General features: G+C 44.5%; 20 protein-coding genes. 9 read left to right on the forward strand and 11 right to left on the reverse strand.

The features are described from left to right. The first annotated feature begins 149 nt into the window (after positions 1 to 149). A complete protein-coding gene (ahpF, locus tag VIA_RS10865; RefSeq protein ID WP_004413035.1) occupies positions 150 to 1742 on the forward strand; it encodes an alkyl hydroperoxide reductase subunit F in 1593 nt (530 codons plus the stop codon). Between the two features lie 90 nt (positions 1743 to 1832). Here the strand turns inward: ahpF and VIA_RS10870 are convergent, their stop codons facing one another. Next, entirely contained in the window at positions 1833 to 2726 is an 894-nt protein-coding gene (locus tag VIA_RS10870; protein WP_004413036.1) for a LysR family transcriptional regulator, read from the reverse strand. Positions 2727 to 2921: 195 nt separating this feature from the next. Here VIA_RS10870 and VIA_RS10875 point away from each other — a divergent pair, with 195 nt between their 5' ends. Continuing rightward, on the forward strand, positions 2922 to 3803 hold the full coding sequence (locus tag VIA_RS10875) for an aldo/keto reductase (protein WP_004413037.1): 882 nt from the start codon (positions 2922 to 2924) through the stop codon (positions 3801 to 3803). A gap of 56 nt (positions 3804 to 3859) precedes the next feature. Here VIA_RS10875 and VIA_RS10880 read toward each other — a convergent pair whose 3' ends face one another. Further along, a complete protein-coding gene (locus VIA_RS10880; protein ID WP_004413038.1) occupies positions 3860 to 4864 on the reverse strand; it encodes a substrate-binding domain-containing protein in 1005 nt (334 codons plus the stop codon). A gap of 180 nt (positions 4865 to 5044) precedes the next feature. Between VIA_RS10880 and VIA_RS10885 the strand changes: the two genes are divergently transcribed. After that, complete coding sequence (locus VIA_RS10885; RefSeq protein WP_004413039.1) at positions 5045 to 5377, forward strand: tRNA-binding protein; 333 nt, start codon at positions 5045 to 5047, stop codon at positions 5375 to 5377. Positions 5378 to 5410: 33 nt separating this feature from the next. On the opposite strand, the gene VIA_RS10890 is transcribed toward VIA_RS10885, so the two are convergent. After that, positions 5411 to 5971: a gamma-glutamylcyclotransferase family protein gene (locus VIA_RS10890; protein ID WP_004413040.1), complete on the reverse strand. Its 561-nt coding sequence runs from the start codon at positions 5969 to 5971 to the stop codon at positions 5411 to 5413. A 249-nt stretch (positions 5972 to 6220) separates the two neighbouring features. Here VIA_RS10890 and VIA_RS10895 point away from each other — a divergent pair, with 249 nt between their 5' ends. Further along, positions 6221 to 7405 carry an NnrS family protein gene (locus VIA_RS10895; protein ID WP_004413041.1) on the forward strand — a complete coding sequence of 395 codons (1185 nt, stop codon included), beginning with the start codon at positions 6221 to 6223 and terminating at the stop codon, positions 7403 to 7405. 58 nt (positions 7406 to 7463) lie between these two features. On the opposite strand, the gene glpD is transcribed toward VIA_RS10895, so the two are convergent. From glpD to VIA_RS10915, 4 genes are all read right to left on the reverse strand, one after another. After that, positions 7464 to 9032: a glycerol-3-phosphate dehydrogenase gene (gene glpD / locus VIA_RS10900; RefSeq protein WP_004413042.1), complete on the reverse strand. Its 1569-nt coding sequence runs from the start codon at positions 9030 to 9032 to the stop codon at positions 7464 to 7466. Between the two features lie 172 nt (positions 9033 to 9204). Further along, positions 9205 to 9984 (reverse strand): DeoR/GlpR family transcriptional regulator, encoded by a 780-nt coding sequence (locus VIA_RS10905; RefSeq protein WP_004413043.1) that lies wholly within the window; start codon positions 9982 to 9984, stop codon positions 9205 to 9207. Positions 9985 to 10169: 185 nt separating this feature from the next. Continuing rightward, on the reverse strand, positions 10170 to 11687 hold the full coding sequence (gene glpK / locus VIA_RS10910) for a glycerol kinase GlpK (RefSeq protein WP_004413044.1): 1518 nt from the start codon (positions 11685 to 11687) through the stop codon (positions 10170 to 10172). Positions 11688 to 11743: 56 nt separating this feature from the next. After that, the gene (locus tag VIA_RS10915; protein ID WP_004413045.1) at positions 11744 to 12598 is read right to left on the reverse strand and encodes an MIP/aquaporin family protein; all 855 of its coding nucleotides are present in this window, start codon (positions 12596 to 12598) and stop codon (positions 11744 to 11746) included. Between the two features lie 439 nt (positions 12599 to 13037). Here VIA_RS10915 and VIA_RS10920 point away from each other — a divergent pair, with 439 nt between their 5' ends. Beyond that, the gene (locus VIA_RS10920) at positions 13038 to 16850 is read left to right on the forward strand and encodes a hypothetical protein (protein ID WP_004413046.1); all 3813 of its coding nucleotides are present in this window, start codon (positions 13038 to 13040) and stop codon (positions 16848 to 16850) included. A 7-nt stretch (positions 16851 to 16857) separates the two neighbouring features. Next, complete coding sequence (locus VIA_RS10925) at positions 16858 to 17430, forward strand: outer membrane beta-barrel protein (RefSeq protein ID WP_004418067.1); 573 nt, start codon at positions 16858 to 16860, stop codon at positions 17428 to 17430. An 84-nt stretch (positions 17431 to 17514) separates the two neighbouring features. Here the strand turns inward: VIA_RS10925 and dapD are convergent, their stop codons facing one another. From dapD to VIA_RS10940, 3 genes are all read right to left on the reverse strand, one after another. Further along, positions 17515 to 18543 carry a 2,3,4,5-tetrahydropyridine-2,6-dicarboxylate N-succinyltransferase gene (dapD, locus tag VIA_RS10930; RefSeq protein ID WP_004413047.1) on the reverse strand — a complete coding sequence of 343 codons (1029 nt, stop codon included), beginning with the start codon at positions 18541 to 18543 and terminating at the stop codon, positions 17515 to 17517. A gap of 209 nt (positions 18544 to 18752) precedes the next feature. Beyond that, entirely contained in the window at positions 18753 to 19394 is a 642-nt protein-coding gene (locus VIA_RS10935) for a MarC family protein (protein ID WP_004413048.1), read from the reverse strand. A 323-nt stretch (positions 19395 to 19717) separates the two neighbouring features. Continuing rightward, positions 19718 to 20326 (reverse strand): peroxiredoxin C, encoded by a 609-nt coding sequence (locus VIA_RS10940; protein ID WP_004413049.1) that lies wholly within the window; start codon positions 20324 to 20326, stop codon positions 19718 to 19720. Positions 20327 to 20525: 199 nt separating this feature from the next. Here VIA_RS10940 and VIA_RS10945 point away from each other — a divergent pair, with 199 nt between their 5' ends. The 3 genes from VIA_RS10945 to aceA all read left to right on the forward strand — a co-directional run bounded on the left by VIA_RS10945 (position 20526) and on the right by aceA (position 25166). Next, positions 20526 to 21431 (forward strand): hydrogen peroxide-inducible genes activator, encoded by a 906-nt coding sequence (locus VIA_RS10945; protein WP_004413050.1) that lies wholly within the window; start codon positions 20526 to 20528, stop codon positions 21429 to 21431. Between the two features lie 621 nt (positions 21432 to 22052). Next, positions 22053 to 23699, forward strand: a complete 1647-nt coding sequence (gene aceB / locus VIA_RS10950; RefSeq protein WP_004413051.1) for a malate synthase A — start codon at positions 22053 to 22055, stop codon at positions 23697 to 23699. Positions 23700 to 23852: 153 nt separating this feature from the next. Continuing rightward, positions 23853 to 25166: an isocitrate lyase gene (aceA, locus tag VIA_RS10955; protein ID WP_004413052.1), complete on the forward strand. Its 1314-nt coding sequence runs from the start codon at positions 23853 to 23855 to the stop codon at positions 25164 to 25166. Between the two features lie 679 nt (positions 25167 to 25845). Here the strand turns inward: aceA and VIA_RS10960 are convergent. Continuing rightward, on the reverse strand, positions 25846 to 26811 hold the full coding sequence (locus VIA_RS10960; RefSeq protein ID WP_004413053.1) for a helix-turn-helix transcriptional regulator: 966 nt from the start codon (positions 26809 to 26811) through the stop codon (positions 25846 to 25848). Positions 26812 to 26935 lie beyond the last annotated feature (124 nt).

Genomic DNA, 26935 nt, shown 5'->3' on the forward strand with positions numbered 1-26935 from the left:
TTTGGATAAATCTCTCTGATAGGTTTTACCTACCAAAGTGATAGAAACGTTCGAATTTACCAATCTTAGCGATCACGGCAAACTAACTCCATCAGCGCAAAAGAGCGCATCACGAAACAGATTTTATACAAATTCGGGAAGGCACGATTATGTTAGACCAAGCGATGAAGCAGCAGCTTAAAGCATACCTAGAAAACCTAAAAACAGATGTTCAACTTGTTCTTAGCCTTGATGGCAGCGAAACCGCAACTAAGCTACAAGCGCTTGCTGACGATATCGCGTCACTGACTGATAAAGTTCAAGTATCACGTGATGACAGCGCAAGTGCACGTAAGCCAATCATGCAGGTAGTTAACCAAGACAAAGGTACTGCGATTGGTTTTGCGGGTCTGCCAATGGGTCATGAGTTTACTTCTTTAGTACTTGCACTACTTCATAGCGGCGGTCATCCAATTAAGCTTGAAGCTGATGTTATTGAGCAGATTAAACAGTTAGATAAAGAGCTGAATGTTGAAATCTTTATCTCGCTATCGTGCCAAAACTGTCCAGAGGTGGTACAGGCATTCAATATGATGTCGGCAATCAACCCGCTAATCAAAACCACTATGATTGATGGTGCGGCATTCCAAGATGAAGTGAAATCACGTGACATTATGGCGGTACCAAGCGTGTTCATTAATGGTGAACTATTTGGTCAAGGTCGCATGTCACTGGCTGAAATCCTTAACAAAGTAGATTCAGGCGCAGCCGAGAAAAAAGCCGCGAGTCTAAATGAGCAAGCCCCATTTGATGTATTAGTTGTAGGCGGCGGTCCAGCTGGATCTTCTGCGGCAATCTACGCTGCACGTAAAGGTATTCGTACTGGTGTGGTCGCAGACCGTTTTGGTGGCCAAGTGATGGATACTATGGCGATTGAAAACTTTATCTCAGTTAAAGCGACAACCGGTCCTAAGCTGGTGGCTAGTCTGGAAGAGCACGTAAAAGAGTACGGCGTAGAGGTGATGACTGAGCAGCGTGCTGCGAACATTATCGACGCGGAAGATAGCAAAGATGGTTACATCCACGTTGAGCTGGAAAGCGGCGCAGTACTAAAAGCTCGCACGGTAATCACAAGCACGGGTGCACGCTGGCGTGAAATGAACGTACCGGGTGAGCAAGAGTATCGCAATAAAGGTGTCGCGTACTGTCCACACTGTGACGGTCCACTATTCAAAGGTAAAAAAACGGCAGTTATCGGTGGTGGTAATTCAGGTATTGAAGCGGCAATTGACCTAGCGGGTATTGTTGAGCACGTAACGGTACTTGAGTTTGCCGATACATTGCGCGCTGACCAAGTTCTTATCGACAAAGCTAACGCAACAGCAAATATTGAAATCATCAAAATGGCGCAAACGACTCAAGTGCTTGGTGATGGCAACCGTGTGACGGGCCTAGAATACAAAGACCGTAACACTGATGAGCTTAAGCAGATTGAACTTGCGGGTATTTTTGTCCAAATTGGTTTGATGCCAAACAGCGAATGGCTGAAAGGAACGAAGGTTGAACTCTCTCCTCGTGGTGAGATTGTGATTGACGCTCATGGCGCGACATCAATGAAAGGTGTATTTGCTGCTGGTGATGTAACAACAGTTCCTTACAAACAGATCATTATTGCGATGGGTGAAGGTGCTAAAGCAAGTTTAGGTGCGTTTGACTACCTAATTCGTACTCCGGCTCCAGCTAAGGTCGCTGAGCCAGCGTAATAGATTTACTGTCCATATACATTTGCAAACATTTAGTCGACTATCCGACACCACTTCCAAGCGATTGGAAGTGGTTTTTTATGTCTGGAGCTATGAGCGAGTTTCAAACCACTGCTGCATAAAGTCGGTAAAGGCGGACAGCTTGGCGCTGCTTCTTAGTTGTGGCGGGTAGATCAGGTAAATTGCACTTTCAGCAATCACGTAATCTTGCAGCAGTTGAACCAGAGAGCCATTGTCGAGTGCGGGCTGAACTAAGTAGCAGGGCATCTTAATGATACCTTTGCCTTTTTCCGCCGCAGCGAGCAATAACTGATTGTCGCTGATCAACATATCGCCATGGGTGCTGATTTGTTCACTGTTACCTTGTTTTGAAAACTGCCACTGGCGCAAGTTTGGATCGGACATGCAGTTGTGTTCAATCAAATCACTCGGTGTCAGTGGTGTTCCTTTTCGTATTAAATAGTCCGGCGAAGCACAGCAAATATGCTGATACGGCATCAGTTTCTTCGCCACCATATTATCGGGCGGTGTATTAGTGGCGCGAATGGCTAAATCAAAATGGCTGTTAGCCAAATCTTGTCGGTTATAGCCGATGTCGAGATCAAACTCGATGTCAGGATGCAACTGTTGAAATTGATGGCAAATGTCGACTAAGAATCGGTGGCTAAAAATGGTTGGTGCGGTAATGCGCAGTAAGCCACTCACCTCAGACTTGGTATGGTCGAGCTCTTTTTCCAGTTCAAGGATTGAGGCGTTGATGCCATGCATTTTAGCTAGTATTTTCTCACCCGCCGCGGTGAGTCGAACGCTGCGCGTCGAGCGGATCAATAAGCTGGTGGCAAGCTCATGTTCAAGTTGGTTAATTTGAGAGGATAGGTAGCTGCGAGAAATGCCCAATGATTCTGCGGCTTTAGAAAAGCTTAACTGCTTGGCTACTTCACTAAATAGAGCGTAGCGTTCAAAGCGTTTGTGCATCTTGTGCATGGTTAGATCTCTTAATGGCCGCTAATGATGGCGATTATATCGTGCTATATAAGAAATTAAAACGAACCAATTGTGCGTTATATCGAATTATCTTTTCTGGTTAAGTGGTTTAATCGCCGTTAGCGCAGTCAGTATACTGGGCGCAGCACAGCGCGTAGCACGGCTACGTAGCCAACCAAAATAAGGGTATATAACATGCAGAAGACGCATCCGGTATTTTCACCGCTGATTCAAGGTTACTGGCGTATGGCCGAGTGGAACATGACCACTCAGCAGCAATACGCTTTTGTTAAGCAGCATATTGAGCTGGGGATTACCACCGTCGACCATGCGCCTGTTTATGGTCCAGAGTCAGCATGTGAGCGCATGTTTGGTGATGTTCTATCGCTTGATCCTAGTTTGCGTGACCAAATTGAAATTGTCTCCAAATGCGGTATTTACCGTGGCGAAGGTAAGCAAGTTAACCATTACGATAGCAGTAAAGCGGCGATCATTGCCTCGGCGGAAGCGTCACTTGCACGTCTAAAGACGGAGCAATTGGATGTATTATTGCTGCACCGCCCAGATTTATTGATGGATGCTGATGAAGCGGCTGAGGCTTTTGCCCAGTTAAAAGCGGCGGGTAAAGTGAAACACTTTGGTGTATCGAACTTTACGCCATCTCAGTTTGAACTGCTGCAATCACGTCTAGATACGCCACTTGTCACCAACCAAGTAGAGATTAACCCAGTTAATCTGCAGGTCACAGAAGACGGCACCTTAGATCAACTACAACGCCACCGTGTTCAGCCGATGGCTTGGTCATGTTTAGCGGGTGGTGGCATCTTCACAGACAACAGTGAGCAAATGGTTCGTCTTCGTAACACATTGACTGACATTGGCGAAGAAATTGGCGCTGCATCTATCGACCAAGTGCTGTTTGCTTGGGTAATGAAGATGCCGTCAAAGCCAGTACCGATTATTGGCAGTGGCAACATTGAGCGTGTTAAAACGGCGGTTGGGGCATTGGAGCTGACTCTGACGCAAGAGCAGTGGTATCGAGTTTGGGTGGCGTCGAAAGGTCACGGCGTCGCGTAAGCCATTAAGTTAGTCAAAGGGCATCGCTGAAAAGTGATGCCCTTTTTGGTATTGATTTAGTTGGAGACTTTCTCGACCGAATTGCGTCTGACTAAAGTTGGTGTGAACACCATAGCATCACTACTTGTCTGCTCGGCCTTAGCAAGGTTTAAGGCTAAGTGCGCGGCACGTTCAGCCATCATGGCTATTGGGTAACGGATGGTTGTTAAGCGAGGACTAACGTAGCGGGCAATCAAGCCATCATCAAAGCCCATCATCGAAATTTGCTCTGGGACTTTCAGTCCATTTTCATCCAACACTGATAATGCACCAGCGGCCATGTAGTCGTTATAGGCAACAACCGCAGTAATATCGACCGACTTAGTCAGCAGGTTAGTCATCGCCACTTCCCCTCCGTCACTGTCGGGCTCACCATATTCAATGTAGTTATCAGGCAGTGAGATATTGTTTTCACGCAGAGCCGCCAAATAACCTTCAACGCGTTGGTTGGAATCTTCAATGTTGTGTGAAGAGGCGACACAGGCAATTTTTTTGTGGCCGTGTCGAATCAAATATTCTGTCGCAAGATAGGCACCTTTGTAGTTATCCAGCGAGATACAGCGCTCGGCGATTTCTGCAATGTGCCGGTTGATAATAACCAAGCCCTTTACTTCTTTGGCGTAGCCAAGTAGCTCCGCATCAGATAAGCCTTTCGAGTGAATGACCAACGCCTCACAACGGTTGTTGATCAAAAGCTCGATCGCTTGTCGCTCTTGCTCAGGGTCATGGTAGCCATTGCCGATCAAGATGTGTTTACCGTGCTCATGCGCGACGCTATCAACTGATTTTACCAGTGTCCCAAAGAAAGGATCTGATACATCTGATACCAGGACTCCGATTGTATTACTGCTTTGACTAACGAGTGCCTTGGCTGCGGCATTTGGTCGATAACCTAATTGCGTCATCGCTTTGGTTACAGACTCAACCGATGCTTTACTCGCTTTGGGAGACTTGTTGATCACTCTTGATACAGTAGCAATAGAGACACCAGCTTCTCTTGCTACATCTTTAATGGTCGCCATGTTAGACCTCAATAAATTTCACTGTGACCATTTAACCTTGAGTGTGTAAATAACGCAATCTGATTGCAATTAAGATTAAAAAATTGAGACCTTTACCACTTGAAATAGATAGGATTGCTGATAGTGTAAACGTTATCTTTTAGTAAAGTTTTACCAAATTAACAAGCACTGAGGTTTATCATGGAAACGATCGCTTATACTGACTTCGCCAAGCTAGAAATACGTACTGGAAAAATCATTGAAGTGGCTCGCCACGAAAACGCGGATAAGCTCTATATTGTGCAAATTGATGTCGGTGAAAAAACGCTGCAGACGGTGACAAGTCTTGTGCCTTACTACACTGAAGAACAATTGATGGGCAAAGAAGTCGTCGTGCTGTGTAACCTAGCGAAAGCGAAAATGCGTGGCGAAACTTCTGAGTGCATGTTGCTTTGTGCAGAAACGGATGATGAATCGGAAAGTGTGCTACTTACCCCAGAGCGATCAATGCCTGCTGGGGTTCGTATCGTTTAACTAGAACTGTCTCTCTATTAGGCTGAGGGTTGTTCAGGCTCTTGCTTCAGCCACCAGAGCATCAATAACATTGTGGTGCTCTGATTTTACTCCTGCCAAGTTGCCATATTTCGGTTGATGACGATCGTTTTCTAATGGGAAGTTCCAACCGATGGTATGTTCAACGAACTCTTTAGCAAATTGTTCAGAGATTTCTAGACAGCCTGCAAGTACAGTATCGACGTAAGTTTGCATGATTGGACTCAATGAGCAAGGTGGTTCAGGGCTATCTTTGACATAGACCCAGACCTGATCTTGCTGAGCAAAGCTAAGTGATGAGTCAATGTTGTTGAGTTCTATCTGAATACGGTGATAACCGCGTTCGCGAATATCAAACTCTGCTAACCCTTGATCACTGACAGCCAATAAAACACCATTGACCTTTCCATGGCCCTTATCAACGACAAGGGGAGAGAGGATATAGCTGTCATCAACTTTACCCCAATAGCGTTTAAGGCCAGTCACCGTTGCGGGTTCGGCTTGCGATGTTTGTCCGGTCAATTGACGAGAAGCTGAATTCATTAAGCTTCCGTAGCCAAAAATGTAGTGCGTCATCCATCCCTCCAACTTACTGCGACACGTGAACGATCTAAGCTAGCATCTTTGACCAGAAAATAAATCAATATTTTAAACATGATAGAGTCATAATGACTTTATTTTTGTGTGTCGTTATGACTGCTTTAAAGGCGTGTTCTATGAGAAGTTCCTTGTTTTTAAAGCCTTTCACAGTTGGAACGCTTCTTGCGATAGTTAAACTAGTAAAACAAGTTTACAAAATCATAGTTAATAGCTGGGAGTTGTTCAGTGCTTAATATTACTGACAAAAAAGTTGAAGAAGCGATTCCGCCCGTATTGCGTCTAGGCTTTAGACCATTTTTCTTATTGGGTTCTATATACGCGGTGATTGCCATTGCGTTGTGGGTATGGATGTTTCAAACCGGACAGCCATCAGCGCTAAACGTACCAGCCCTGTGGTGGCACGTACATGAGATGCTGTTTGGCTTTGCGATGGCGATAGTGGCAGGCTTTGTATTGACCGCGGTGCAAAACTGGACAGGTATCAATGGCACTAAACATCATCGATTAGCGATATTAGTGATGTTGTGGGTGATCCCACGGGTGTTATTTTGGACGCCGGCTCCACTATGGTTGATTTCTTCCATTGAAGCCCTGTTCCTCGCGTTTACCGCTTATGAAGTGGGAACACGAGTGGTGAAAGCAAAAGGGTGGCGCAATCTATTTTTTGTCCCTTTGTTTGTGTTGGCGATCGCAGCTAACTTTGCTAGTTATGCGACTATTAAAGGGATGCCGCCATTTCCTTCTTCGGCGGTTTGGCACGCGATGCTGTGGTGGTTCACCATGCTGCTCTCTATTATGGGTAGTCGCGTGATTCCATTTTTTACAGCGCGACGCTTCAACTTTGAAAAGCCGCAGCCAATTGTTTGGTTAGATTGGGCAGCTAACTTGCCTTTAGTGGGTCTGTTTGTTTTAAGCTTTTTCCCGATGACATTTGCTCAGCTTGGTCAACCGTTGATGGTGATCTCTGGTCTGGCTCATCTCGTAAGAGTGATGCGTTGGCAGCCGTGGCGCACCTTAAGTGAGCCGCTGGTTTGGTCTTTGCACGCAACGTATCTGTGTATTCCGGTGAGTTTGTTATTGCGCGGCTTACTGACCAATCCGTTTATGAGTCACAATATGCTACACCTATTTGCCATTGGTGCGATTGGTGGGGTGATTCTCGCCATGATCGCTCGTGTCACCATGGGCCATACTGGTCGTGCTATCTATCAAGGGCCGAATATGAGCATTGCTTTTGCAGCGATCGTTTTTGCGGCAATTGTACGTAGTGTTGGCGCTGCTTTCTTCCCAGCCTACCTGATTGAAGCCGTGAATATCAGCGCTTTGTTGTGGGTGCTAGCGTTTACTTTGTATGTGGCGAGATTTGGCAAGATGTTGATTAATGCCCGCGTCGATGGGCATCCGGGTTAACGATATTGAACTACAGAAACGAAAAGGCTTGGTATGTACCAAGCCTTTTTTGATGGGGTTAGCCCGCTTTATTGATTTCATTTATGGTCACTACTTTGTCTTGCAGTGATTGGCGAATGTAGTCGGCAATGGCGCTTTGTTCTTCCTCAGATAGATAGAGACCCAGTTTAGTACGGCGCCACAAGATATCCTCTTGAGTGACTGCCAGTTCGTGGTTGAACAAGTAATCAATTTCGAGCTGATAAACACCTTGAGCACCTTGCGAAAACTCGGTTCCCATATCGGCAAGGCTAGTTTTACCATCAAGCATTTTCCACGTATAGGTACCAAATTGAGTCACATAACGCAGGATCAAAGCTTCAGGCAACCATGAGTATTTGGCTTGGATCGTTTGAGCGAGTTGTTCTCGGCTACAGCTAAAGTTACCACCTGGTAAGGTTTGATTCGCGGTCCAAGGGCTGCCCATATTCGATAAATACGGCTCAAGCTTTTTCAGTGCTGCCTCGCCCAGTTTACGATAGGTAGTGAGCTTACCGCCAAACACGGACAGCAATGGAGCTTGGTCGAGTTCTGCATCCAATTCTAAGGTGTAGTCGCGAGTGATTGCTTGCGGTGAGTCTGATTCATCATCACACAGTGGGCGAACACCACTGTAAGTCCATACTACATCGTCACGATCTAGTTGTTTAACGAAGTGCTGGTTGACGATATCAATCAAGTAATCGACTTCATCATCGGAAATGGCGACTTCTCTAGGATCGCCCTTGTACTCAACATCAGTCGTGCCGATGATCGAAAACTTATCCAGATAAGGGATCATAAACACGATACGATTATCTTTGTTTTGCAGGATGTAGGCTTGTGGCTCGTCATGGATGCGTGGCACAACAATGTGTGAGCCTTTAATTAGACGAATGTTACGTGGCGAAGCTTGTTCTAAACCATCATCGAAGAATTGTTTTACCCAAGGGCCTGCGGCGTTAACTAATGTTTTGGCTTTACGCTCGAAGCGCTGATCGGTCATCACATCGTGCACCGTGACATGCCAAATACCGTTCGCTCGGTGCGCTTTTTCTACTCGGCAATAGTTGCGAATTTCAGCGTTGTTTTCCTTGGCTGCGAGGACGTTTAATAGTACTAAACGAGCATCATCCACCCAGCAATCTGAGTACTCAAAGCCTTTCTTCATTTCTGGTTTGAGCAGGCCAGACTTAGATAAATCCACCCCTTTACTTGCTGGTAAGGTGGTACGTTTCCCCAAGTTATCGTAAAGGAATAAGCCACAGCGAATCATCCACGCTGGGCGTAAAAATGGGCGATGGGGTAAACGAAAACGCATCGGTCTAGCGACATGAGGTGCTTTTCTCAATAGCACTTCACGCTCTGCAAGTGCTTCTGAGACTAAGCGAAATTCATAGTGCTCAAGATAACGTAATCCACCATGGATCAGTTTTGAGCTGGCAGAGGATGTTGCTGAAGCAAAATCATTGGCTTCATATAAACCGACAGAAAGACCACGGCCGGCAGCGTCTGCTGCGATGCCTGCGCCATTAATGCCACCACCGATAACGATCAAGTCGAGAATTTCTGATGCATTCGATGCAGTCGCATTGTGTTGGATACTCATAAAATTTGACCTCTTGGTGAGCGAACGAGCATTTTAGAACATGAAATTATCGTAGCTTAGGTTTCGTTCTTGATCATCTTTTATTTTCGTTTATGAGCGTTTTGTGTGATTCAGGCATAAAAAAACCTTCTACAAAGTGTAGAAGGTTTCGTGTGATGAGCAAATTTGATTGTTATTCGGCTGAATAACTTTCGATAACTTCCAATGGAATCGAGTGCTCTTTGAGAATGGTTTGAATTTCTTTTGGAGGCTGTCGGTTGGTAAACAGCATGTGCAGCTGAGAAATGTTACCGAGCTTAACCATGGCATTACGGCCAAACTTGGTATGGTCAACGGCTAAGAAGACGCTGCGACTGTTCTCTATAATCGCTTGTTTGACTCTTACTTCATGGTAATCGAAATCGAGTAGTGAGCCGTCAAAGTCGATGCCACTGATACCGAGAATACCGAAATCTAAACGGAACTGCTTAACAAAGTCGAGTGTTGCTTCACCCACGATACCGCCGTCGCGATTACGAACTTCACCACCGGCCAAAATGACTTTGAACTCAGGATTAGGCAGCAAAATAGTGGCTACGTTAATATTGTTGGTCACAACACGTAACTGCTTATGGTTTTTGTTCAGTGCGCGCGCAACCGCTTCAGGCGTGGTACCGATATCAATAAACAGTGTGGCACCGTCTGGAATATGTTTAACCAACTCTTCGGCAATAAGATCTTTTTCATTAAAGTTCATTGACTTACGTGTTGTGTAGCTGGTGTTTTCTGAGCTTAGTGGAATCGTTGCGCCGCCGTGGTATCGGCGAATTTTATTATCATCGGCAAGCTCATTGAGATCGCGGCGGATAGTTTGCGGGCTAACATTAAACTTCTCTACCAGTTCATCCGTGCTGACGTAGCCCTGCTTTTGAACCAGCTCAATGATCTGCTGGTGTCTTGGTATTTGCTTCACTTATTACTCCCTGATCGAGGTCGAGACTTTCGAATTGGTGATTTCGAAAAGCCGCACTCGATAATTTTACTGCGGCTATTGTGCTCGAATTTGCGCATAGAGAGAAGGGGAAGTCATAAGGAATAGGGGGTAAGACGCAAAAAGGGCGCTAAACAGCGCCCTTAACTTATTCATTCAACGAGAAATTAATCTTCGTCGTTGTGCATCTCAGCCCAGGTCTGCGCACATTTTACCGCGCGTTTCCAACCTTTGTAGCGACGGCTGCGTTTTTCTTCGTCATGGTGAGGAAGGAAAGTACGATCCAATACCGCTTTACCTTGTAGTTCGTCGATATTGTTCCAGTAGCCTACTGCTAAACCCGCTAGATAAGCAGCACCGAGAGCCGTTACTTCGGTCACTTCAGGGCGGTGAACTTCAGTATCTAACACATCTGATTGGAACTGCATTAGGAAGTTATTCGCCACAGCACCGCCATCAACGCGCAAGTTAGCTAACTTAATGCCCGAATCTGCTTGCATTGCGTCAAGTACATCACGAGTTTGGTAAGCGATACCTTCCAACGTTGCGCGGATAATGTGGTTAGAGTTAACACCACGTGTTAGACCAACGATAGTGCCACGAGCGTAGGCATCCCAATAGGGTGCGCCAAGACCAGTGAAGGCCGGAACCACATACACACCGTTAGAAGAGTCGACTTTAGTTGCGAAGTACTCTGAATCTTTTGCGTCCGCGAGAAGTTTCATTTCATCACGTAGCCATTGGATTGAAGCGCCGCCCATAAAGACTGCACCTTCAAGAGCGTAAGCAGGCTCACCTGTTGGACCACAAGCTAGCGTTGTCAGTAGACCATTTTGCGAGGTTACTTTCTCTTGGCCGGTATTCATTAACAAGAAACAACCTGTTCCGTAAGTGTTTTTCGCTTGTCCTGCTTCAACACACATTTGACCATACAGTGCGGCTTGCTGGTCACCGGCAATACCAGCAATAGGAATACGCGTACCGCCTTTACCACCAATGTTGGTTTGGCCGTAAACTTCCGATGAACGCTTCACTTCTGGCATCATTGAAGCTGGGATACCAAGCTCATCTAGCATTTTCTGATCCCAGCAAAGGTCGTTGATGTTGAAGAGCATAGTACGAGATGCGTTGGTGTAATCCGTGACATGAACACGGCCTTGAGTCATCTTCCAGACTAGCCAAGTATCGACGGTACCAAACAGTAGTTTACCTGCTTCAGCATCTTCACGAGCGCCTTCTACGTTATCAAGAATCCACTTTACTTTAGTGCCTGAGAAATAAGGGTCTAGCACTAAACCGGTGTTGTCACGTACGTAATCTTCAAGGCCGCGCTCTTTTAAATCTTCACAGATGTCAGCAGTACGGCGGCATTGCCAAACAATTGCGTTGTAAACAGGTTTACCGGTTTCTTTGTTCCAAACGACAGTGGTTTCACGTTGGTTAGTGATACCAATACCCGCTAATTGGTCGCTGCGGATGCCCGACTTGCCTAATGCTTCAACCAGTGTTGAGCTTTGCGTTGCCCAGATTTCGAGAGGATCGTGTTCAACCCAGCCTGCTTTAGGATAAATTTGTGTGAACTCACGCTGCGCTACGCTAACGATATTCGCATCGTGGTCTAGGATTACGGCGCGAGAGCTGGTTGTGCCTTGGTCTAGGGCGACAATGTACTTTTGCTCGGTCATGGTAAGAATCCTTTTTGTTTCGTTATTTATATTTTAGTTAATACAGGGTTGAAAAGTTATGCGCGTGCTTCTTGAGCTTCGTCTTCATTATCGCATTGGTTTGGAATCGTACAGCCTTGACCTTGTTGAGGTAAGTAAGCCGCGATTGCTTTCGGGTATAACCAACCACCGAAACAAGCACCAGCGATAGGAGCAAGAATAGGAACGATGAAGTATGGAATATCTTTAGCACCTGTTAGTGCGTATTCCCAACCAGCAAAGTAAGCGAATAGCTTTGGACCAAAGTCACGAGCCGGGTTCATCGCGAAGCCAGTTAGTGGGCCTAAAGAGCCACCAATCACAGCAATAAGAATACCGATCAGCAGTGGGTTCATTGCACCGCGAGAAGCACCATTACTTTCATCACCCAAAGCCAAAATAACGAACATCAGAACAGCAGTAATAACAAATTCCACAGCAAAAGCGCCGAAGAAAGAGAGTGAAGCGTGTGGGTATGTTGAGAAAATACCTGCCGTTGCTAATGCGTCTTTGCTGTCACGAGCAAAACCATGAGCGATTTCGTAGTCAGTAAATAGGTTGCTGTACAGGGCGTAAACGAGTGCCGCAGAGCAGAACGCACCTAATAGCTGTGAAATGATGTAAGGAATGACTTTCGCTTTATCAAAACCATGGAATGCCGCAAGGGCGATGGTTACAGCTGGGTTAATGTGTGCTCCTGACACTCCGGCAGTACAATAAATAGCGATGGCGACCCCGAAGCCCCACATGATACTAATTTCCCATTGTCCAAATGTTGCCCCGGTTAATACCAAAGCAGCCACGCAGCCAACGCCAAAAAAGATCAGTAGTCCGGTACCGATAAACTCGGCCAAGCATTCACCTAGTAGGGTAGGTTGTTTGTTCGTTGTCATTTTTAAAGTCCTTTGTCGTTTGTGCTTATCTAGCACGGTGATATTGTGCATATTTAAGCGGGTTCGAAAATAAACGAACATTAAAAGTGAGCGTTTGAGCATAAAATTGTTAACTAAATCCAGTTCATTTGTTAAATAACGCAAATTTTTGCTCAAAAAGGAAATTCGTTCGTATGTGGTTCGAAAAGGAACGTTAACTGGAGCGGTAAAACTACCGCCGTGTAATTCAATCCACAAACTGGTAAGAGGAGTTTTGTGAGGTAGCTAAGTGATTGGTGGCAAATTACGCAATCAATGAGTGCGAATAGAGCAGTGACCGATGCACCGTTATCAAGACAATGTGAGTAGGCATTTGCTCCGAAGCTAATCTGTATATGCCCTCTCCTAGCAGTGAATGAAATGTAGCATTTCATTGAGAAAATATAGCTAGGAGTGATATATGTCTGCCAAAAAAATAAGTAAAGGTGACTTCAAGTTACGTCGATTACATAAGTTACCCATTGCCTTGGTCTTAGGTGGCATGTTGGTAGGTTGTAACGAGTCGGAACATAGGCTGTTAGCTAATGATGACTTCGGTGTCGTTCCTGAGAACCAAACAAGAGACAGTGACGGAGATGGTCTACCTGACTTCTTAGAGATAAGAATGGGCTTAGATCCTAATAATGTCGATAGTGATGGCGATGGCATTCCCGATGGAGAAGAAGATAACGATGGCGATGGAGTAATTAATAGGGCTGAGTATGAATTGGGGTTAGACCCATTAAGCCAGCGGAGTGACGGTCGTTTTCATGATTTAACATTGGATAGAGATAATGATGGCATCCCAGATTATTTTGAATGGAAAGCGGAATTAAATTACTTAAATAAACAAACCATCACTGGGACGCCGGACCATTTAGTAGATAGGGATGAAGATGGTATCCCAGATTACATTGAGGCGATCGCTGGAGTGGAGGATGATACGGGCCAAACCTATAGCCTCGAAGGACATAAAGGCGTAGATCATAATGGCAATAACATTCCAGACTATATGGAAGTAGATAGCGATGGCGATGGTGTACCTGATGCTATTGAAATCGAACTTGGACTCGATCCATTTGATCCCGAAACAGTCGACGGGACACCTGATGCCGACCGTTTGAAATTGGATTCTGATGGCGATGGCATCCCTGATTTTATTGAGATTCAAGCAGGGCTTGACCCAGAGCTTCCAATGACAGATGGGAGTACGGACGATCGTTTGCTAGATCGTGATGGCAATAATATTCCTGACTATATGGAAGTTGATAGTGATGGCGATGGTGTTGCCGATTATATCGAGGTGCAGATTGGCTCGGATCCCTTTGACCCAGAAACCATTGACGGAACACCAGATTTAAAGTTTGACGGGAATGATAATGGTCTTGCTGATATAGCCGAGATAGATACCGATGGTGAAGGTATTCCTGACTATATTGAGGATGACGTAGGCTTAAATCCGAGTACGCCGACAACGGATGGCGTAACGGATGACAAGCTAGTTGATGCTGATGAAAACGGTGTTCCAGATTATATGGAAGTCGACAGCGATGGTGATGGAGTGCCTGATTACGCTGAGCTTGATACCGACGGTGACGGGGTTCTTGATTTCCTTGAACTTGGAACAGGTTTAGACCCATTTGACCCTGAAACGATAGACGGGACGCCTGACTTACATGCAGATCTCAATGGAAATGGGATACCTGATTACGCTGAGCTTGATACCGACGGTGACGGAATTCCAGATTACCTTGAGATTGAGGTAGGTTTACACCCTGGTCGCATTCAGACTGACGGGGCTACGGATGACACTCTATTTGATGGTGATGGCAATAATGTCCCTGATTATATGGAAGTCGATAGTGATGGTGATGGCGTAGAGGATTATATTGAGCTTGAGTTTGGAACCAACCCTTTTGATCCAGAGACCGTTGATGGAACGCCTGACAGTTCAATTGACAGCGATGGGGATGGTGTTCCCGATGTCGTGGGGTTTGATAGTGATGGTGACGGAATCCCAGATTACATTGAAATTCAAGCTGGCTTGAATCCAGCTTTGGCTCAGACTGACGGAGTGACGAATGACATGTTAGTGGATGCCGATGGTGACGGTATTCTCGATTACTTGGAAGTCGATACTGACGGTGACGGAGTTCCGGATATTGACGAAATTAATAATGATGGAGACCCATTTGTCGCTCAGCCAAAAGCCACATTATCGAATCTGCAACTTTTAGAGAAAGACCTTGCTGAGAAAGACCTAAACTACAAACAGTTTGAACCATTGGCTATTCAGTACGAAGTTGACACATACGGTGCGACATTTGTGCGAGTTGATTATGTTGTTGCTCCGGTACTCAATCACGGGACAACGATTAATTCAGACGATGGTTCCATTACCAGTACTGGTGATTTTGTTATTGATAGTGCGGGAAAGTACGAAGTGACATTGACGCCTTACTACTCATATTCAGGTGTGGTGCTGCCAGGTGAACCGGAAACATTACAGATAGGTATCGAGAGCGTCAGAAACTGGTTACGAGCTTTTTCAGGTAATTTATATAGTTTTAAATCGCCTGAAAGTACAGCTGCGATTGATACTACAGATACATACATAATGTATTCAAATGGCGGTTCGTCGGAAGAGGATGCCATCTTTTTAGATGAGAATGGCAAACTTACCCGTGCCTATTACAAGTTTTATTACCAGACGAGTGATAGGGATTCGATTGCGAACATATCTAGCCAAGTGAGCGATGCAAATACACCAACACTCACCGAAGAAAGCAAAGTGACTAATTACGTATCCCAGGGCACAGAGTTTGGGAGCGAAGTTGACGCTCATACCAACGCTGTTTTTTATGATGGAGAAACTATTGTTCGGACGCGACAACGAGCAAGTGAAGTGCGGTCTACCGCATTATTCTTTAGCAGCTTGATGCAAATGGGGGGTGATGCTGATCATAGTAATTATGTTGCGGATCTAACTGGCAATAACGGTCAATACGGAAAAACCTTTGACGGCTCTCTGTATTATGCAGCGAAAGGCGGTCGAATGAAGGCCTATACCAATGTGGTCGACATGCTAGGAGATAACGATAACGAGTATACCATCGCCTCTTATCCTTATTCAGGTTACGAAACGGATAAATATGTTGTTGAGTGGGACAGTAGTAAGCGAATGTTGGGCACTCCCAAGGTTAAGGGAAGTCCAAGTAAAGACCTAGGGCTAGCATTTGAAGTTTCCTCAAAGTTCTTTGATGCGCAAACTGCAGGGAGCGCTCATTACAATTGGTCTAAGATGGTGAAAGTCGACGGACAATATGAACCCGAAAGTGTCGTTGTTGCATCTACCGTCATTGAGTCTGATGGAGATGGGGGGCTTTTTCTACCTGATTTTACACCAGAGACTGAGGGTGTATATCGGTTGGAAATTACGCCAACTAATAGTCTCGATGTAGAGGGTTATAGCGTTTACCTTCAAGTTGTTGTAGACAATTCTACAGCATTGGATGGTGTAAAAAATGTCTATCGCTCAATGAGGGTTGGTGCTGTAGGTGATACCAGCACTCTACTTCGAGCATTTATGGCGGTTAAAGATGGTAACGATTTCACGCGTTTTGCTGATGATGGGGATTTTTCCAATGTAACAGATGGGCGAAACGTATACCCCTCTTATCCTTACGCTGATGCTACAACGATATTCTTTGATGGCGATTATATTTGGGCAGATAGTGGGGATAGAGAGCTGTTTGCGTATGATTCAATTCAAGATTTAGCATTGAAAAAAGCCTCACAAGGTGTTGCGTCAGTCCCAATCACATATAAATGGCAGGTTCCAGAAGATATGAACGTGGTTTCCGGTTCTGGCGTGATATTTAGTGACCAAAATGTTATCTATAAACTCGATAATTTAACGAATGGAAATGGTGTTACTAGGCCTGATATAGCATTTACGTCGCAGAATCATGGAGTATTCGAAGTCTACCCTGATGTACAGGCATTAGGTTCTGGTGTTTCGCCGAGCATCACTTACAGTGTGACAAACTCAAAAATGGATCTAATGACAGCGGTAACCTTTGCCAATGGATTCTTTTACTTATTTACCCCAGAGGGGGCTTATCGCTATAGCAGCATAATGGATCTTGCCAGTGATTCTAATGGTTCGCTATTAACTAATACAGAGACTCGATTTAATCGTAAGCCTTTCTTTTTCCACAATGTAGCGGGGTAGATGGACCATGAGGATTGATAAATTTAAATCACCATTATTCGCATTTCTATGTCTATTGCCATTGTCGGCCAATGCATTTAGTGATGCAGGGTCTTTATATGTCGGAGTGGTTGGTGGAGGAACAGTCGGACATAATATATGCAACGATAATAACCTGAACTGTGACAATGTTTCCTCTTCTGCTGGGATCGTTTTAGGGGTTGACGTTAACAATTGGTCGGTACATTCAACCTTGAGTTGGCTTGGGAAATTTGATGCTGCATATCCTGAACAGAATTCGCAGGTCACTGCTGAACTATGGTCGGGGACGCTGGAAGCTAAGTATCAATACCCTGTCTTCATTGATTATACCGCCTATTTTGGTGCTGGCATTGCGTCGGTATATACAGACAAGAGTACCGCGGGAGGGACAACGTCTAATTGGTCCTATGCACCTCTAGTCTCTGTTGGACTAGAGTATGAATACGATTACAACTTATCTTATTTTGCAGAGTACAGGTATATGGATTTTGATGATGAGGAGTTAGGTAAATCGAACTTTAATCAGCTCTACATCGGTGTCAAATATTATCCATGGTAGTAGGCATATGAGTATGCCATTAATAAGTGAGCCGAAAGTGTAATCAAGGCTAAAGAGCGCTACTTAAGTAGCGCTCTTTCTTGATTAGTTGTTGCTGTGAAGCTCAGAGTTCAGTTCAACAGCGGTTTTGTTTGCTAGGCATTCAATTTGACCAGTCACTGAGTTACGACGGAATAGTAGGTCAGAAACACCAGCAAGGTCGCGAGCCTTAACCACTTCAACTTCTTTGCCTTCAGCAATCATACGAACTTTAGAACCTGCTGTTACGTACAGACCAGACTCAACCGTACAGCGATCACCTAGAGGGAAGCCAAGACCTGCGTTAGCGCCTAGTAGTGAGTTTTCACCGATAGAAACAACCACCGTACCGCCACCAGATAGCGTACCCATGATAGAAGCACCGCCGCCGATGTCTGAACCGTTACCGACAACAACACCAGCAGAGATACGACCTTCAACCATGCTTACGCCCGTTGTACCTGCGTTGAAGTTGATGAAACCTTCATGCATAACTGTTGTACCTTCACCCACGTGTGCACCAAGACGAACGCGTGAAGTGTCAGCGATACGAACGCCTGTTGGAACCACGTAGTCGACCATTTTCGGGAACTTGTCTACACAATCTACCGACAGTGCACGACCCGCTAGACGTGCTTCGATTTGACGATCAGCAAGCTCAGGCAGATCGATAGGGCCTTCGTTAGTCCACGCAATGTTGTGCAGTAGACCGAAGATACCATCAAGAACGGTGCCGTGTGGTTGAACTAAACGGTTAGAAATTAGTTGTAGCTTAAGGAAGCCTTCAGCAACCGAAGCTGGTTTCTCATCGGTAGCAAGTACAACAAGTACTAGTGGCTGTGAAGATTGTGCTGCTTTTGCTGCGAAAGATGCGTTTGCTGCATCGCCGTTTGCTTCAAATGCTGTTGCTAGCTCTGCACTTAGCGCTGCTGAGATCTCAATAGCTTGGTTGCCTTGCTCGTAGCCAGCAACTTTCGCTACTGCATCAACAAGTGCGTCAGCTGGGTTTAGAACTGGATTTGGAAAAAACGCTTCGATGATTTTACCGTCACGGTTTTTCGTTGCCGTACCAAAGGCTAGGGAAAAGTAAGCCATGTTGAATCTCCATGTATTGAATTTGTTGTGAGAGCGTCTGTGCTCTTTCAAATTAAGTTAGAGTCATCATAAAGAGAGGTGATTCGACTTTAAAGAGCAGAGCTAGATAAAGTCTGTAAGCCGATATTTTTTGTCTCTTTAGAGATATGTTTGTCTGTTAAGAAATGTCGGAATTTCTCGAGTTAGTGCTTGTTAAAACCCTAACAACATCAGATGAATAGGGCTTTGTAAGCTTGCTCTATCCCTTCGATGAGCATTTGCATTCCTATCACCGCAAGAATTAATCCCATCATTCGAGTAATCACGTTTAAGGCGCTTGGTCCTACGGCTTTTACGAAGCGTTCACCGAAAACAAAAAGAACGTAGGTCAGTGCGCACAATAGGCCGAAAGCAATAATGGTGATGACGGTTTCATAGACTCCACCAGTTGTTGCAAAGTTCATCGCGGTCGCGATGGTGCCTGGGCCTGCTAAGATTGGCATTGCTAACGGCGAGACCGCAATACTCAAAGCGGCATCTTTTTGCGCGTCTGAGTTGACCTTCTCTTTAGTGGTACTGTGTGTGGAGTCCCCTTGCAGCATATGGAAGCCAATTAAAAATACCAGTATTCCACCGGTGATGCGCAGTGCGTAAAGGGTGATGCCAAAGAGATCGAAAATGACTTTTCCTGAAATGGCAAACGTCGACACAATTAAGAATGCAATCAGTACTGAGCGAAAGGCCACTGACTTTATCGTCTCTCGGTCGTTGCCATTGGTTAAGCTAAGAAAGATCGGTGTATTCGCGACAGGATTCATGATCGCAAAAAAGCCCATAAAGACCGTTATGGTGTGAATGATCAGCTCTTTCATATTATTCCTTTAATAAAGATGGCATATGCAACATTGCTTTTAGCGCTGCTTAGATACTAAATCAAGACTGGGTGAAAAACAGCCTATTTATCAGTGTAATTACATTGTCCGTTCGAAGTATGAACTTCTAGAGGCAGAGAAGTGAATCTAGGCTGAATGCGGTTTTGATGTACACAAAAAAGAAAACCCAAAGCAATGCTTTGGGTTTCGATTAAGACTTTACTTAGAACTGATTGGCGTTTGCGCTTTTCGCGCTTAGTGCTTTTTAGCTTTATATCTACCAACCGTCATACCCGTTGAGCGTGGGTATGTGAAGCAAGTAATTACTTGCTTAGGTCTTCTGCGTGCTCAGATAGGAACGCTGCAACACCTTTTGGAGATGCGTCCATACCTGCTTTACCTTCTTCCCATTGTGCAGGACATACTTCGCCGTGCTTTTGGTGGAAGTTAAGAGCGTCAACCATACGTAGCATTTCGTCGATGTTACGGCCTAGTGGTAGGTCGTTAACAACTTGGTGACGTACTAGACCGTCTTCGTCGATTAGGAAAGAACCACGGAAAGCAACGCCAGCTTCTGGGTGCTCAACGTCGTAAGCTTTACAGATTTCGTGCTTAACGTCAGCAACTAGTGGGTACTTAACTTGACCGATACCGCCATCTTCGATAGCAGTGTTACGCCATGCGTTGTGAGAGAACTGAGAATCGATAGAAACACCGATTACTTCAACACCTTTAGCTTGGAAGTCAGCTAGACGGTTGTCGAAAGCGATTAGCTCAGATGGGCAAACAAACGTGAAATCTAGTGGGTAGAAGAAAACAACCGCTTTCTTACCTTTAGTGAATTCTGCGAAGTTGAAGTTATCAACGATCTCACCGTTACCTAGAACAGCTGCAGCAGTAAAATCTGGGGCTTGACGACCTACTAGTACCATTTTTTTGCTCCTAAAATATATGGTTTGTTCCAAACCAAGATAAGTGTATTTGGTTTGGTCCGTGTTTGTACGCGACAAACTATAGTACACATTGTAGTATGTAAAAAAGCGAATTAAATAGATTAAGTTAATCGAAAAAAGCGATAAGCCGTTTTTTATTAACTTGGTCAATATCCAGTCAGATTTTATCGATATATCTATGAATAAGTGGCCTAGTCTCAAACAATTACATTATCTCATCACCCTGCATGAAACTCGCCACTTTAGTGAAGCGGCTGAAAAGTGTTTTGTCAGTCAGTCGACTCTAAGTAAGGGCATCCAAAACCTTGAAGAGTTGATTGGATGTCCTCTTTATGAAAAGAAAGATAAGAAAAGCCCATTGGTATTTACTCAAGCGGGTGAACTGGTTGTACTGCAAGGACGTGAGTTGCTAGCTAAAGGTCAAGACCTCGTCGAGCTTGGTCGCTTGTGCCAAGGGGATGAGATGGAAGGGCAGTTACGTGTAGGTTGTATTCCGACTATCGCGCCTTTTTTATTGTGTGATTTAGTTCAAGAGGTCAATCAACGTTTTCCTCAGTTGAACTTATTACTAAGAGAAGACACCACGACTAACCTTCTTGATGCATTGCGTCATGGTGAGCTAGATGTGTTGATCTTAGCGTTGCCTGTCGATATCGATGGTATGGATAGCCGCATTGTCGGTAATGATCCGTTCAGAATGATCATCAGTCAGAATCAAGCCGATGCGATTCAAACCCCAATCAAGTACGCCGACTTACCGAATGAGTTTGTTTTCTTATTAGAGAAAGAACACTGCCTAACAGAGCATGCTGTTTCCGCGTGTAAGCTAACCGATAAAGAGAAGATTAACCCATTCTCCGCTACCAGTTTGCACACTTTGGTACAAATGGTGGCTAACGGTATGGGCACCACCTTTATTCCACAAATGGCGATCGACCATGGTTTGATTGAGAACCAAAATTTAGTCGTGGTTGATGCCCCTGGACAGCAAGCGCATCGCCACATTGGCTTAGTTTGGCGCCCAAGTTCATCCCGTGTGAGCACATTTGATCAATTAGCAGATGTTGTTTCTGAGCTACTTTAGCGATAAGTAGTAGTCCAAATCTCCCCTAAACCCATAAAAAGCACACTAGTTTTAGTGTGCTTTTTAGCATTTTATTCTGTTGGTGAACTTTGACTTGTAAAATTTCACAACAGAATCTTGATGAAGCTTTCATTAAATTGTGAAATTTCACAGTGTGAATTTTACAACTCAATATTCTCTGCTTGTTTGACGAGTCGGTTGCATATCATCGTTAAGCCCAGTCTCACCTAAGTTTCCCTTCGGATAACTAAAGTTAAACGCCCGTTTGAAACGGTTTTACAGTCCCAATTTCACTGTAATTAAATTACGTAAGTAGTTACGTTTTGGTGATCGAAATCAATGGTTTGTGTGTTGCGGAATAAAACTTCGAATTTAACGTTTTGTTTACTTTAGTACTTTTACTCTAGCGTGGTTTGGTATAGCTTAAATACAAGCCCAGTAAGACTTATGTCTAGATTGAAAAGCTTATCTCAGTCAGTCAATCTAACTGGCAAGACAACAAGAAACCTAGTCAGGTGACAATCAGTAAGGATGTTTGATTGTTGTTTGATAGTTACAAATGTAATTAAGGTGACGTTCCGCTCGATGTGTTTATCGAAAGGTTCATAAAGGAAAAAGATTATGCTTGCTAATACACCAGATAGAGACAAAACAACAGTAGAAGCCCAAGAAACCCTACTAAACGAAGGCATGCTTAGTGTTACTGGTACCCTTTCACCAGAACACCAAGCGATTTTCCCTGTTGAAGCCCAAACTTTTTTATCTCTGCTGTGTGACAAGTTCGCTAGTCAGGTCGAACAACTGCTTACTGCTCGTGAAGAGAAGCAAGCAAAGATCGATGCTGGTGAGCTGCCGGATTTCCTAGAGGATACGCTAGATATCCGTGAAGGAAGCTGGAAGATCCAAGGGATTCCACAAGATCTACAAGATCGCCGAGTAGAAATCACCGGTCCTACAGACCGTAAAATGGTGATTAATGCTTTGAATGCCAATGTAAAAGTATTCATGGCGGACTTTGAAGATTCGATGGCTCCCGCTTGGAACAAGGTGCTGGATGGACAGATTAACTTGCGCGATGCAGTTAACGGCGACATCAGCTATACCAATCCGGTTAATGGCAAGCACTATGCGTTGGAGTCTGATCCAGCGGTTTTAATCTGCCGAGTACGTGGTCTACATCTAAAAGAAAAACACGTGACATTTAACGGTCAGATTATCCCAGGGGCGCTGTTTGACTTTGCGCTTTACTTTTACAACAACTACGCCAAATTGTTGAATAAAGGCAGTGGTCCCTACTTTTATATTCCTAAGTTGCAGTCTCATAAAGAAGCGCAGTGGTGGAGCCAAGTATTCCACTTCACGGAAGATTACTTCGGCCTAGATACTGGCACGATAAAGGCAACCGTTCTGATTGAAACTTTGCCTGCTGTGTTTGAGATGGATGAAATTCTGTTCTCACTCAAAGAGCACATTGTTGGCCTTAATTGTGGCCGCTGGGACTACATCTTTAGCTACATCAAAACCTTGAAGAAACACCCCGATCGCGTGCTGCCGGATCGTCAGGTGGTGACAATGGATAAGCCGTTCCTGAATGCCTACTCGCGTTTACTTGTTCGTACTTGTCACAAACGTGGTGCTTTCGCTATGGGAGGTATGGCCGCCTTTATCCCAGCGAAAGACCCACAAACCAATCAGCAGGTGCTCGATAAGGTACATAACGATAAGTCGTTAGAAGCAAACAATGGGCATGACGGTACATGGGTTGCTCATCCAGGCTTAGCTGATACTGCTCTGGCTGTATTTGACTTGGCATTAGGAGAGCGCACTAACCAACTAAACGTATCACGACATCAAGATGCGCCGGTTACCGCAGAAGATCTTCTTGCGCCATGTGATGGTGAGATCACTGAACAAGGCATGCGTCATAACATTCGTGTTGCGCTGCAATACATCGAAGCATGGATCTCTGGCAATGGCTGTGTACCTATTTACGGCTTGATGGAAGATGCGGCAACCGCAGAAATCTCCCGCGCCTCAATCTGGCAATGGATTCAGCATGGTAAGGCGCTCGATAACGGCCAAACGGTCACTAATGAACTGTTTGAGCTCTACCTTGCGGAAGAAATTGAAGTAGTGAAAGAGGAAGTAGGGCAAGAGCGCTACGAGTCTGGACGCTTTGAAGAAGCCGCTGTGCTGATGGCGAAATTGACCACCAGTGATGAATTAACCAATTTCTTAACTATTCCAGGTTACGACTACTTGGACTAAAGGACTCTGTCATCCTCACTATAGGGAATGACAAACATATTCAAACAATAACGTGAATCGTCTGCGGCAGAGCAGGAAGTACTGCCAAGGAACAAGGAAACATAGCGCCCGTTACATAACATAAGAAGCGCTCATCAAAAGAGGGATAAACCGATGACTAACTTAACTCGCCGCCAACAAATCGAAGCTCTGGAAAAAGACTGGGCAACTAATCCACGCTGGAAGAACGTTAAGCGTCCTTACTCAGCAGACGAAGTGGTAGAACTACGAGGCTCTATGGTGCCAGCGAATACTATCGCGCAGCGTGGTGCAGACAAGCTATGGTCACTGGTTAACGGTGATGCGAAGAAAGGCTATGTGAACTGTTTAGGTGCACTTACAGGTGGCCAAGCGGTTCAACAAGCGAAAGCAGGCATCGAAGCGATTTACCTATCAGGCTGGCAGGTAGCAGCAGATAACAACACTGCTTCAACTATGTACCCTGACCAATCACTATACCCAGTAGATTCTGTTCCTTCAGTGGTTAAGCGTATCAATAACTCATTCCGCCGTGCTGACCAAATTCAGTGGTCAAATGGTAAGTCGCCAGAATCTGAAGGTGGTATTGATTACTTCCTACCAATCGTAGCGGATGCTGAAGCAGGCTTTGGTGGTGTACTTAACGCTTACGAACTAATGAAATCGATGATTGATGCAGGTGCTGCAGGTGTTCACTTCGAAGACCAATTAGCGTCAGTGAAGAAGTGTGGCCACATGGGCGGTAAAGTACTAGTCCCAACTCAAGAAGCGGTGCAAAAGCTAGTTGCAGCTCGTCTCGCGGCAGATGTATCAGGAACGACAACATTAGTTATCGCTCGTACCGATGCAAACGCAGCTGACTTGATTACGTCAGATTGTGATTCATACGATGCGGACTTCATCGAAGGTGAACGTACCCAAGAAGGTTTCTACCGTGTTCGTGCTGGCATTGACCAAGCTATCTCTCGCGGTCTAGCTTATGCGCCATACGCTGACCTAATCTGGTGTGAAACAGCTACGCCGTGTCTAGAAGAAGCACGCAAGTTTGCTGAAGCGATTCATGCGGAATACCCAGGACAATTGTTAGCTTACAACTGTTCACCTTCATTCAACTGGGAGAAAAACCTAGATGCAGAGACGATTGCTAAGTTCCAGCAAGAACTATCTGATATGGGATACAAGTACCAGTTCATCACGCTAGCAGGTATCCACAACATGTGGTTCAACATGTTCGAACTTGCGCATGATTACGCACAAGGTGAAGGTATGCGCCACTACGTTGAGAAAGTTCAACGTCCTGAGTTCCAAGCGGCAGAAAAAGGTTACACCTTCGTAGCTCACCAACAAGAAGTGGGTACAGGTTACTTCGATAAGATGACTAACACGATTCAAGGTGGTAACTCTTCAGTCACTGCATTGACGGGGTCAACCGAAGAAGACCAATTCTAAGAATCCCTAGCCATTAGTACCGCATCTAGTGAGCCATAATACGCAGGCTTTGGCTCACTAGACTTTGGGTATGGATATTCTGTTTAGGCATAAACTTTGACATGCTTTTGAGCGGCTTTCGCCGCTCTTTTTTATTGGTGCGCTCTATTTACACATGAATGCAATTTATAGAGGTATTAGATAAAAGAAAGAATCACCTTGGTAGTACAAAAAGACTACCAAAGTGACGACCAGAATAGCGATGACTAAACCGGATTAAATAAGCTTTTGACACAATAACATAGTGTTATTCGCAGTCATTAAAAGCTAATTCCAGACCATAAAAAGGGGGAGTGGTCTGGTTAAACACCAACATCTTCATATAATCACATCTAATTTATAGAAGTAAGAGCATCGATATACTAATGCTAACTCGATATGCTCTAGTATTTCTTTAGGCATTGTTTGGCTATTTATTCCATACATGCTAATTATACTAGTGTTTTTAATGCTAACTTTCGAAATAGGAGTTGATTACCTGAGGGGTTGGTAATGTCTGTAAATTTTGAAAACTACAGTGCTTTGAAAATACTATTTATGGAATGTGAGCAGAGATTAGCTCGCTCTCATACAAAGCCTGAAGAGTTAACAATTGATGGTGTCTATTTACTTATAGATTGCATATACAGAGAACATAAGGTTAACGCTTATAGCAAGGATTTGAGCAAGAGTCACATAAAGTAAGTATTTTAATGACCTCTTTATTTGCTAGAAGGTCACTTGTGTCAATAGACATGATCACACGAGAGTACTTTTTTGAACCGACTTTTACAATTCCAAGGTCAGATGGTTCCTCATACGCTGTGATCTTAAAGTTTAGGCTTTCCAAAAACTTTACCGTGGAATCAACGGCCACAGAAACATAGTAACTATAGATGTTGGATCTTCTTGCTAAATAATTGAATTCACTCACTATTTGTCTTCTTAATACCTTTTCATTTAGGGAGAACTTATTGAAGCTAAAATAAGCATATGTCTTTTGCTTAGTGTAAGCTGATGCTTTATTTAGATCGATGTTGTAACCCTGCTCGAGGAACAGTTTTTCGATCGTGTTTTTTTCGAAAGTGAACGCAATATTGTGACCAAGTATATTGTTGCTAAACATATCAACATATTTACACCCAATTGCCTTCTCTGCTTTATAGCTGCTCTCCAAATCCACACTTTTTAAGGCATCTTTTAAGTAACTGATTTTATAGTGGTAATTTCTAAGTTTATCAATCATTGGATCTTGTCTGGTGCTAATAAGCGGCTTTTCGATAATGAGGAATTGATTAAAGTACGGAACGTAATCGTAATTTGCTGAGGTGATACGAGCGGACAGCGATTGAAATTTTTTTCGCATGCTTACGTTGAAGTTATCGAGAGTTGCGTCGCTAGGGAGCGAAATAATAAAGTCGTAGAGGTCTGTTTCTAAGCATCTAAGGATACGTAAGCATTTACTTGGAGTTGGTGTTGTTACGCCTCGTTCCCATCGGCTAATGGTTACAGTATCTACGCTAGAGAGCTCTTCACTTGATAAGTTCAACTTAGTGGCAAGATCTGCCTGACTGTCATTGTTCTCAAGTCGAATGTTTTTAAGTAGTTGGCCAAATGTATAAACCATTCACATAAACCTCTAGTTATTCATGTTAGATATTTACTTCAATTATCCAAATGTTTAACAGTGTAGGTGTAGGCATTTATTATTTTCTTTTTTTGTGATTGCCTATCTTTGGTTTGACTGGTTA

Origin of the sequence: Vibrio orientalis CIP 102891 = ATCC 33934 (genome assembly GCF_000176235.1) — a bacterium.
In the GTDB taxonomy this organism is placed as follows: Bacteria; Pseudomonadota; Gammaproteobacteria; order Enterobacterales; family Vibrionaceae; genus Vibrio; species Vibrio orientalis.

Excerpts from the sequence above, each read along its gene's own strand:
- ahpF (WP_004413035.1), top strand. The coding sequence starts at position 150 with ATGTTAGACCAAGCGATGAAGCAGCAGCTTAAAGCATACCTAGAAAAC.
- VIA_RS10870 (WP_004413036.1), bottom strand. The coding sequence starts at position 2,726 with ATGCACAAGATGCACAAACGCTTTGAACGCTACGCTCTATTTAGTGAA.
- VIA_RS10875 (WP_004413037.1), top strand. The coding sequence starts at position 2,922 with ATGCAGAAGACGCATCCGGTATTTTCACCGCTGATTCAAGGTTACTGG.
- VIA_RS10880 (WP_004413038.1), bottom strand. The coding sequence starts at position 4,864 with ATGGCGACCATTAAAGATGTAGCAAGAGAAGCTGGTGTCTCTATTGCT.
- VIA_RS10885 (WP_004413039.1), top strand. The coding sequence starts at position 5,045 with ATGGAAACGATCGCTTATACTGACTTCGCCAAGCTAGAAATACGTACT.
- VIA_RS10890 (WP_004413040.1), bottom strand. The coding sequence starts at position 5,971 with ATGACGCACTACATTTTTGGCTACGGAAGCTTAATGAATTCAGCTTCT.
- glpD (WP_004413042.1), bottom strand. The coding sequence starts at position 9,032 with ATGAGTATCCAACACAATGCGACTGCATCGAATGCATCAGAAATTCTC.
- glpK (WP_004413044.1), bottom strand. The coding sequence starts at position 11,687 with ATGACCGAGCAAAAGTACATTGTCGCCCTAGACCAAGGCACAACCAGC.
- VIA_RS10915 (WP_004413045.1), bottom strand. The coding sequence starts at position 12,598 with ATGACAACGAACAAACAACCTACCCTACTAGGTGAATGCTTGGCCGAG.
- VIA_RS10920 (WP_004413046.1), top strand. The coding sequence starts at position 13,038 with ATGTCTGCCAAAAAAATAAGTAAAGGTGACTTCAAGTTACGTCGATTA.
- VIA_RS10925 (WP_004418067.1), top strand. The coding sequence starts at position 16,858 with ATGAGGATTGATAAATTTAAATCACCATTATTCGCATTTCTATGTCTA.
- dapD (WP_004413047.1), bottom strand. The coding sequence starts at position 18,543 with ATGGCTTACTTTTCCCTAGCCTTTGGTACGGCAACGAAAAACCGTGAC.
- VIA_RS10935 (WP_004413048.1), bottom strand. The coding sequence starts at position 19,394 with ATGAAAGAGCTGATCATTCACACCATAACGGTCTTTATGGGCTTTTTT.
- VIA_RS10940 (WP_004413049.1), bottom strand. The coding sequence starts at position 20,326 with ATGGTACTAGTAGGTCGTCAAGCCCCAGATTTTACTGCTGCAGCTGTT.
- VIA_RS10945 (WP_004413050.1), top strand. The coding sequence starts at position 20,526 with ATGAATAAGTGGCCTAGTCTCAAACAATTACATTATCTCATCACCCTG.
- aceB (WP_004413051.1), top strand. The coding sequence starts at position 22,053 with ATGCTTGCTAATACACCAGATAGAGACAAAACAACAGTAGAAGCCCAA.
- aceA (WP_004413052.1), top strand. The coding sequence starts at position 23,853 with ATGACTAACTTAACTCGCCGCCAACAAATCGAAGCTCTGGAAAAAGAC.
- VIA_RS10960 (WP_004413053.1), bottom strand. The coding sequence starts at position 26,811 with ATGGTTTATACATTTGGCCAACTACTTAAAAACATTCGACTTGAGAAC.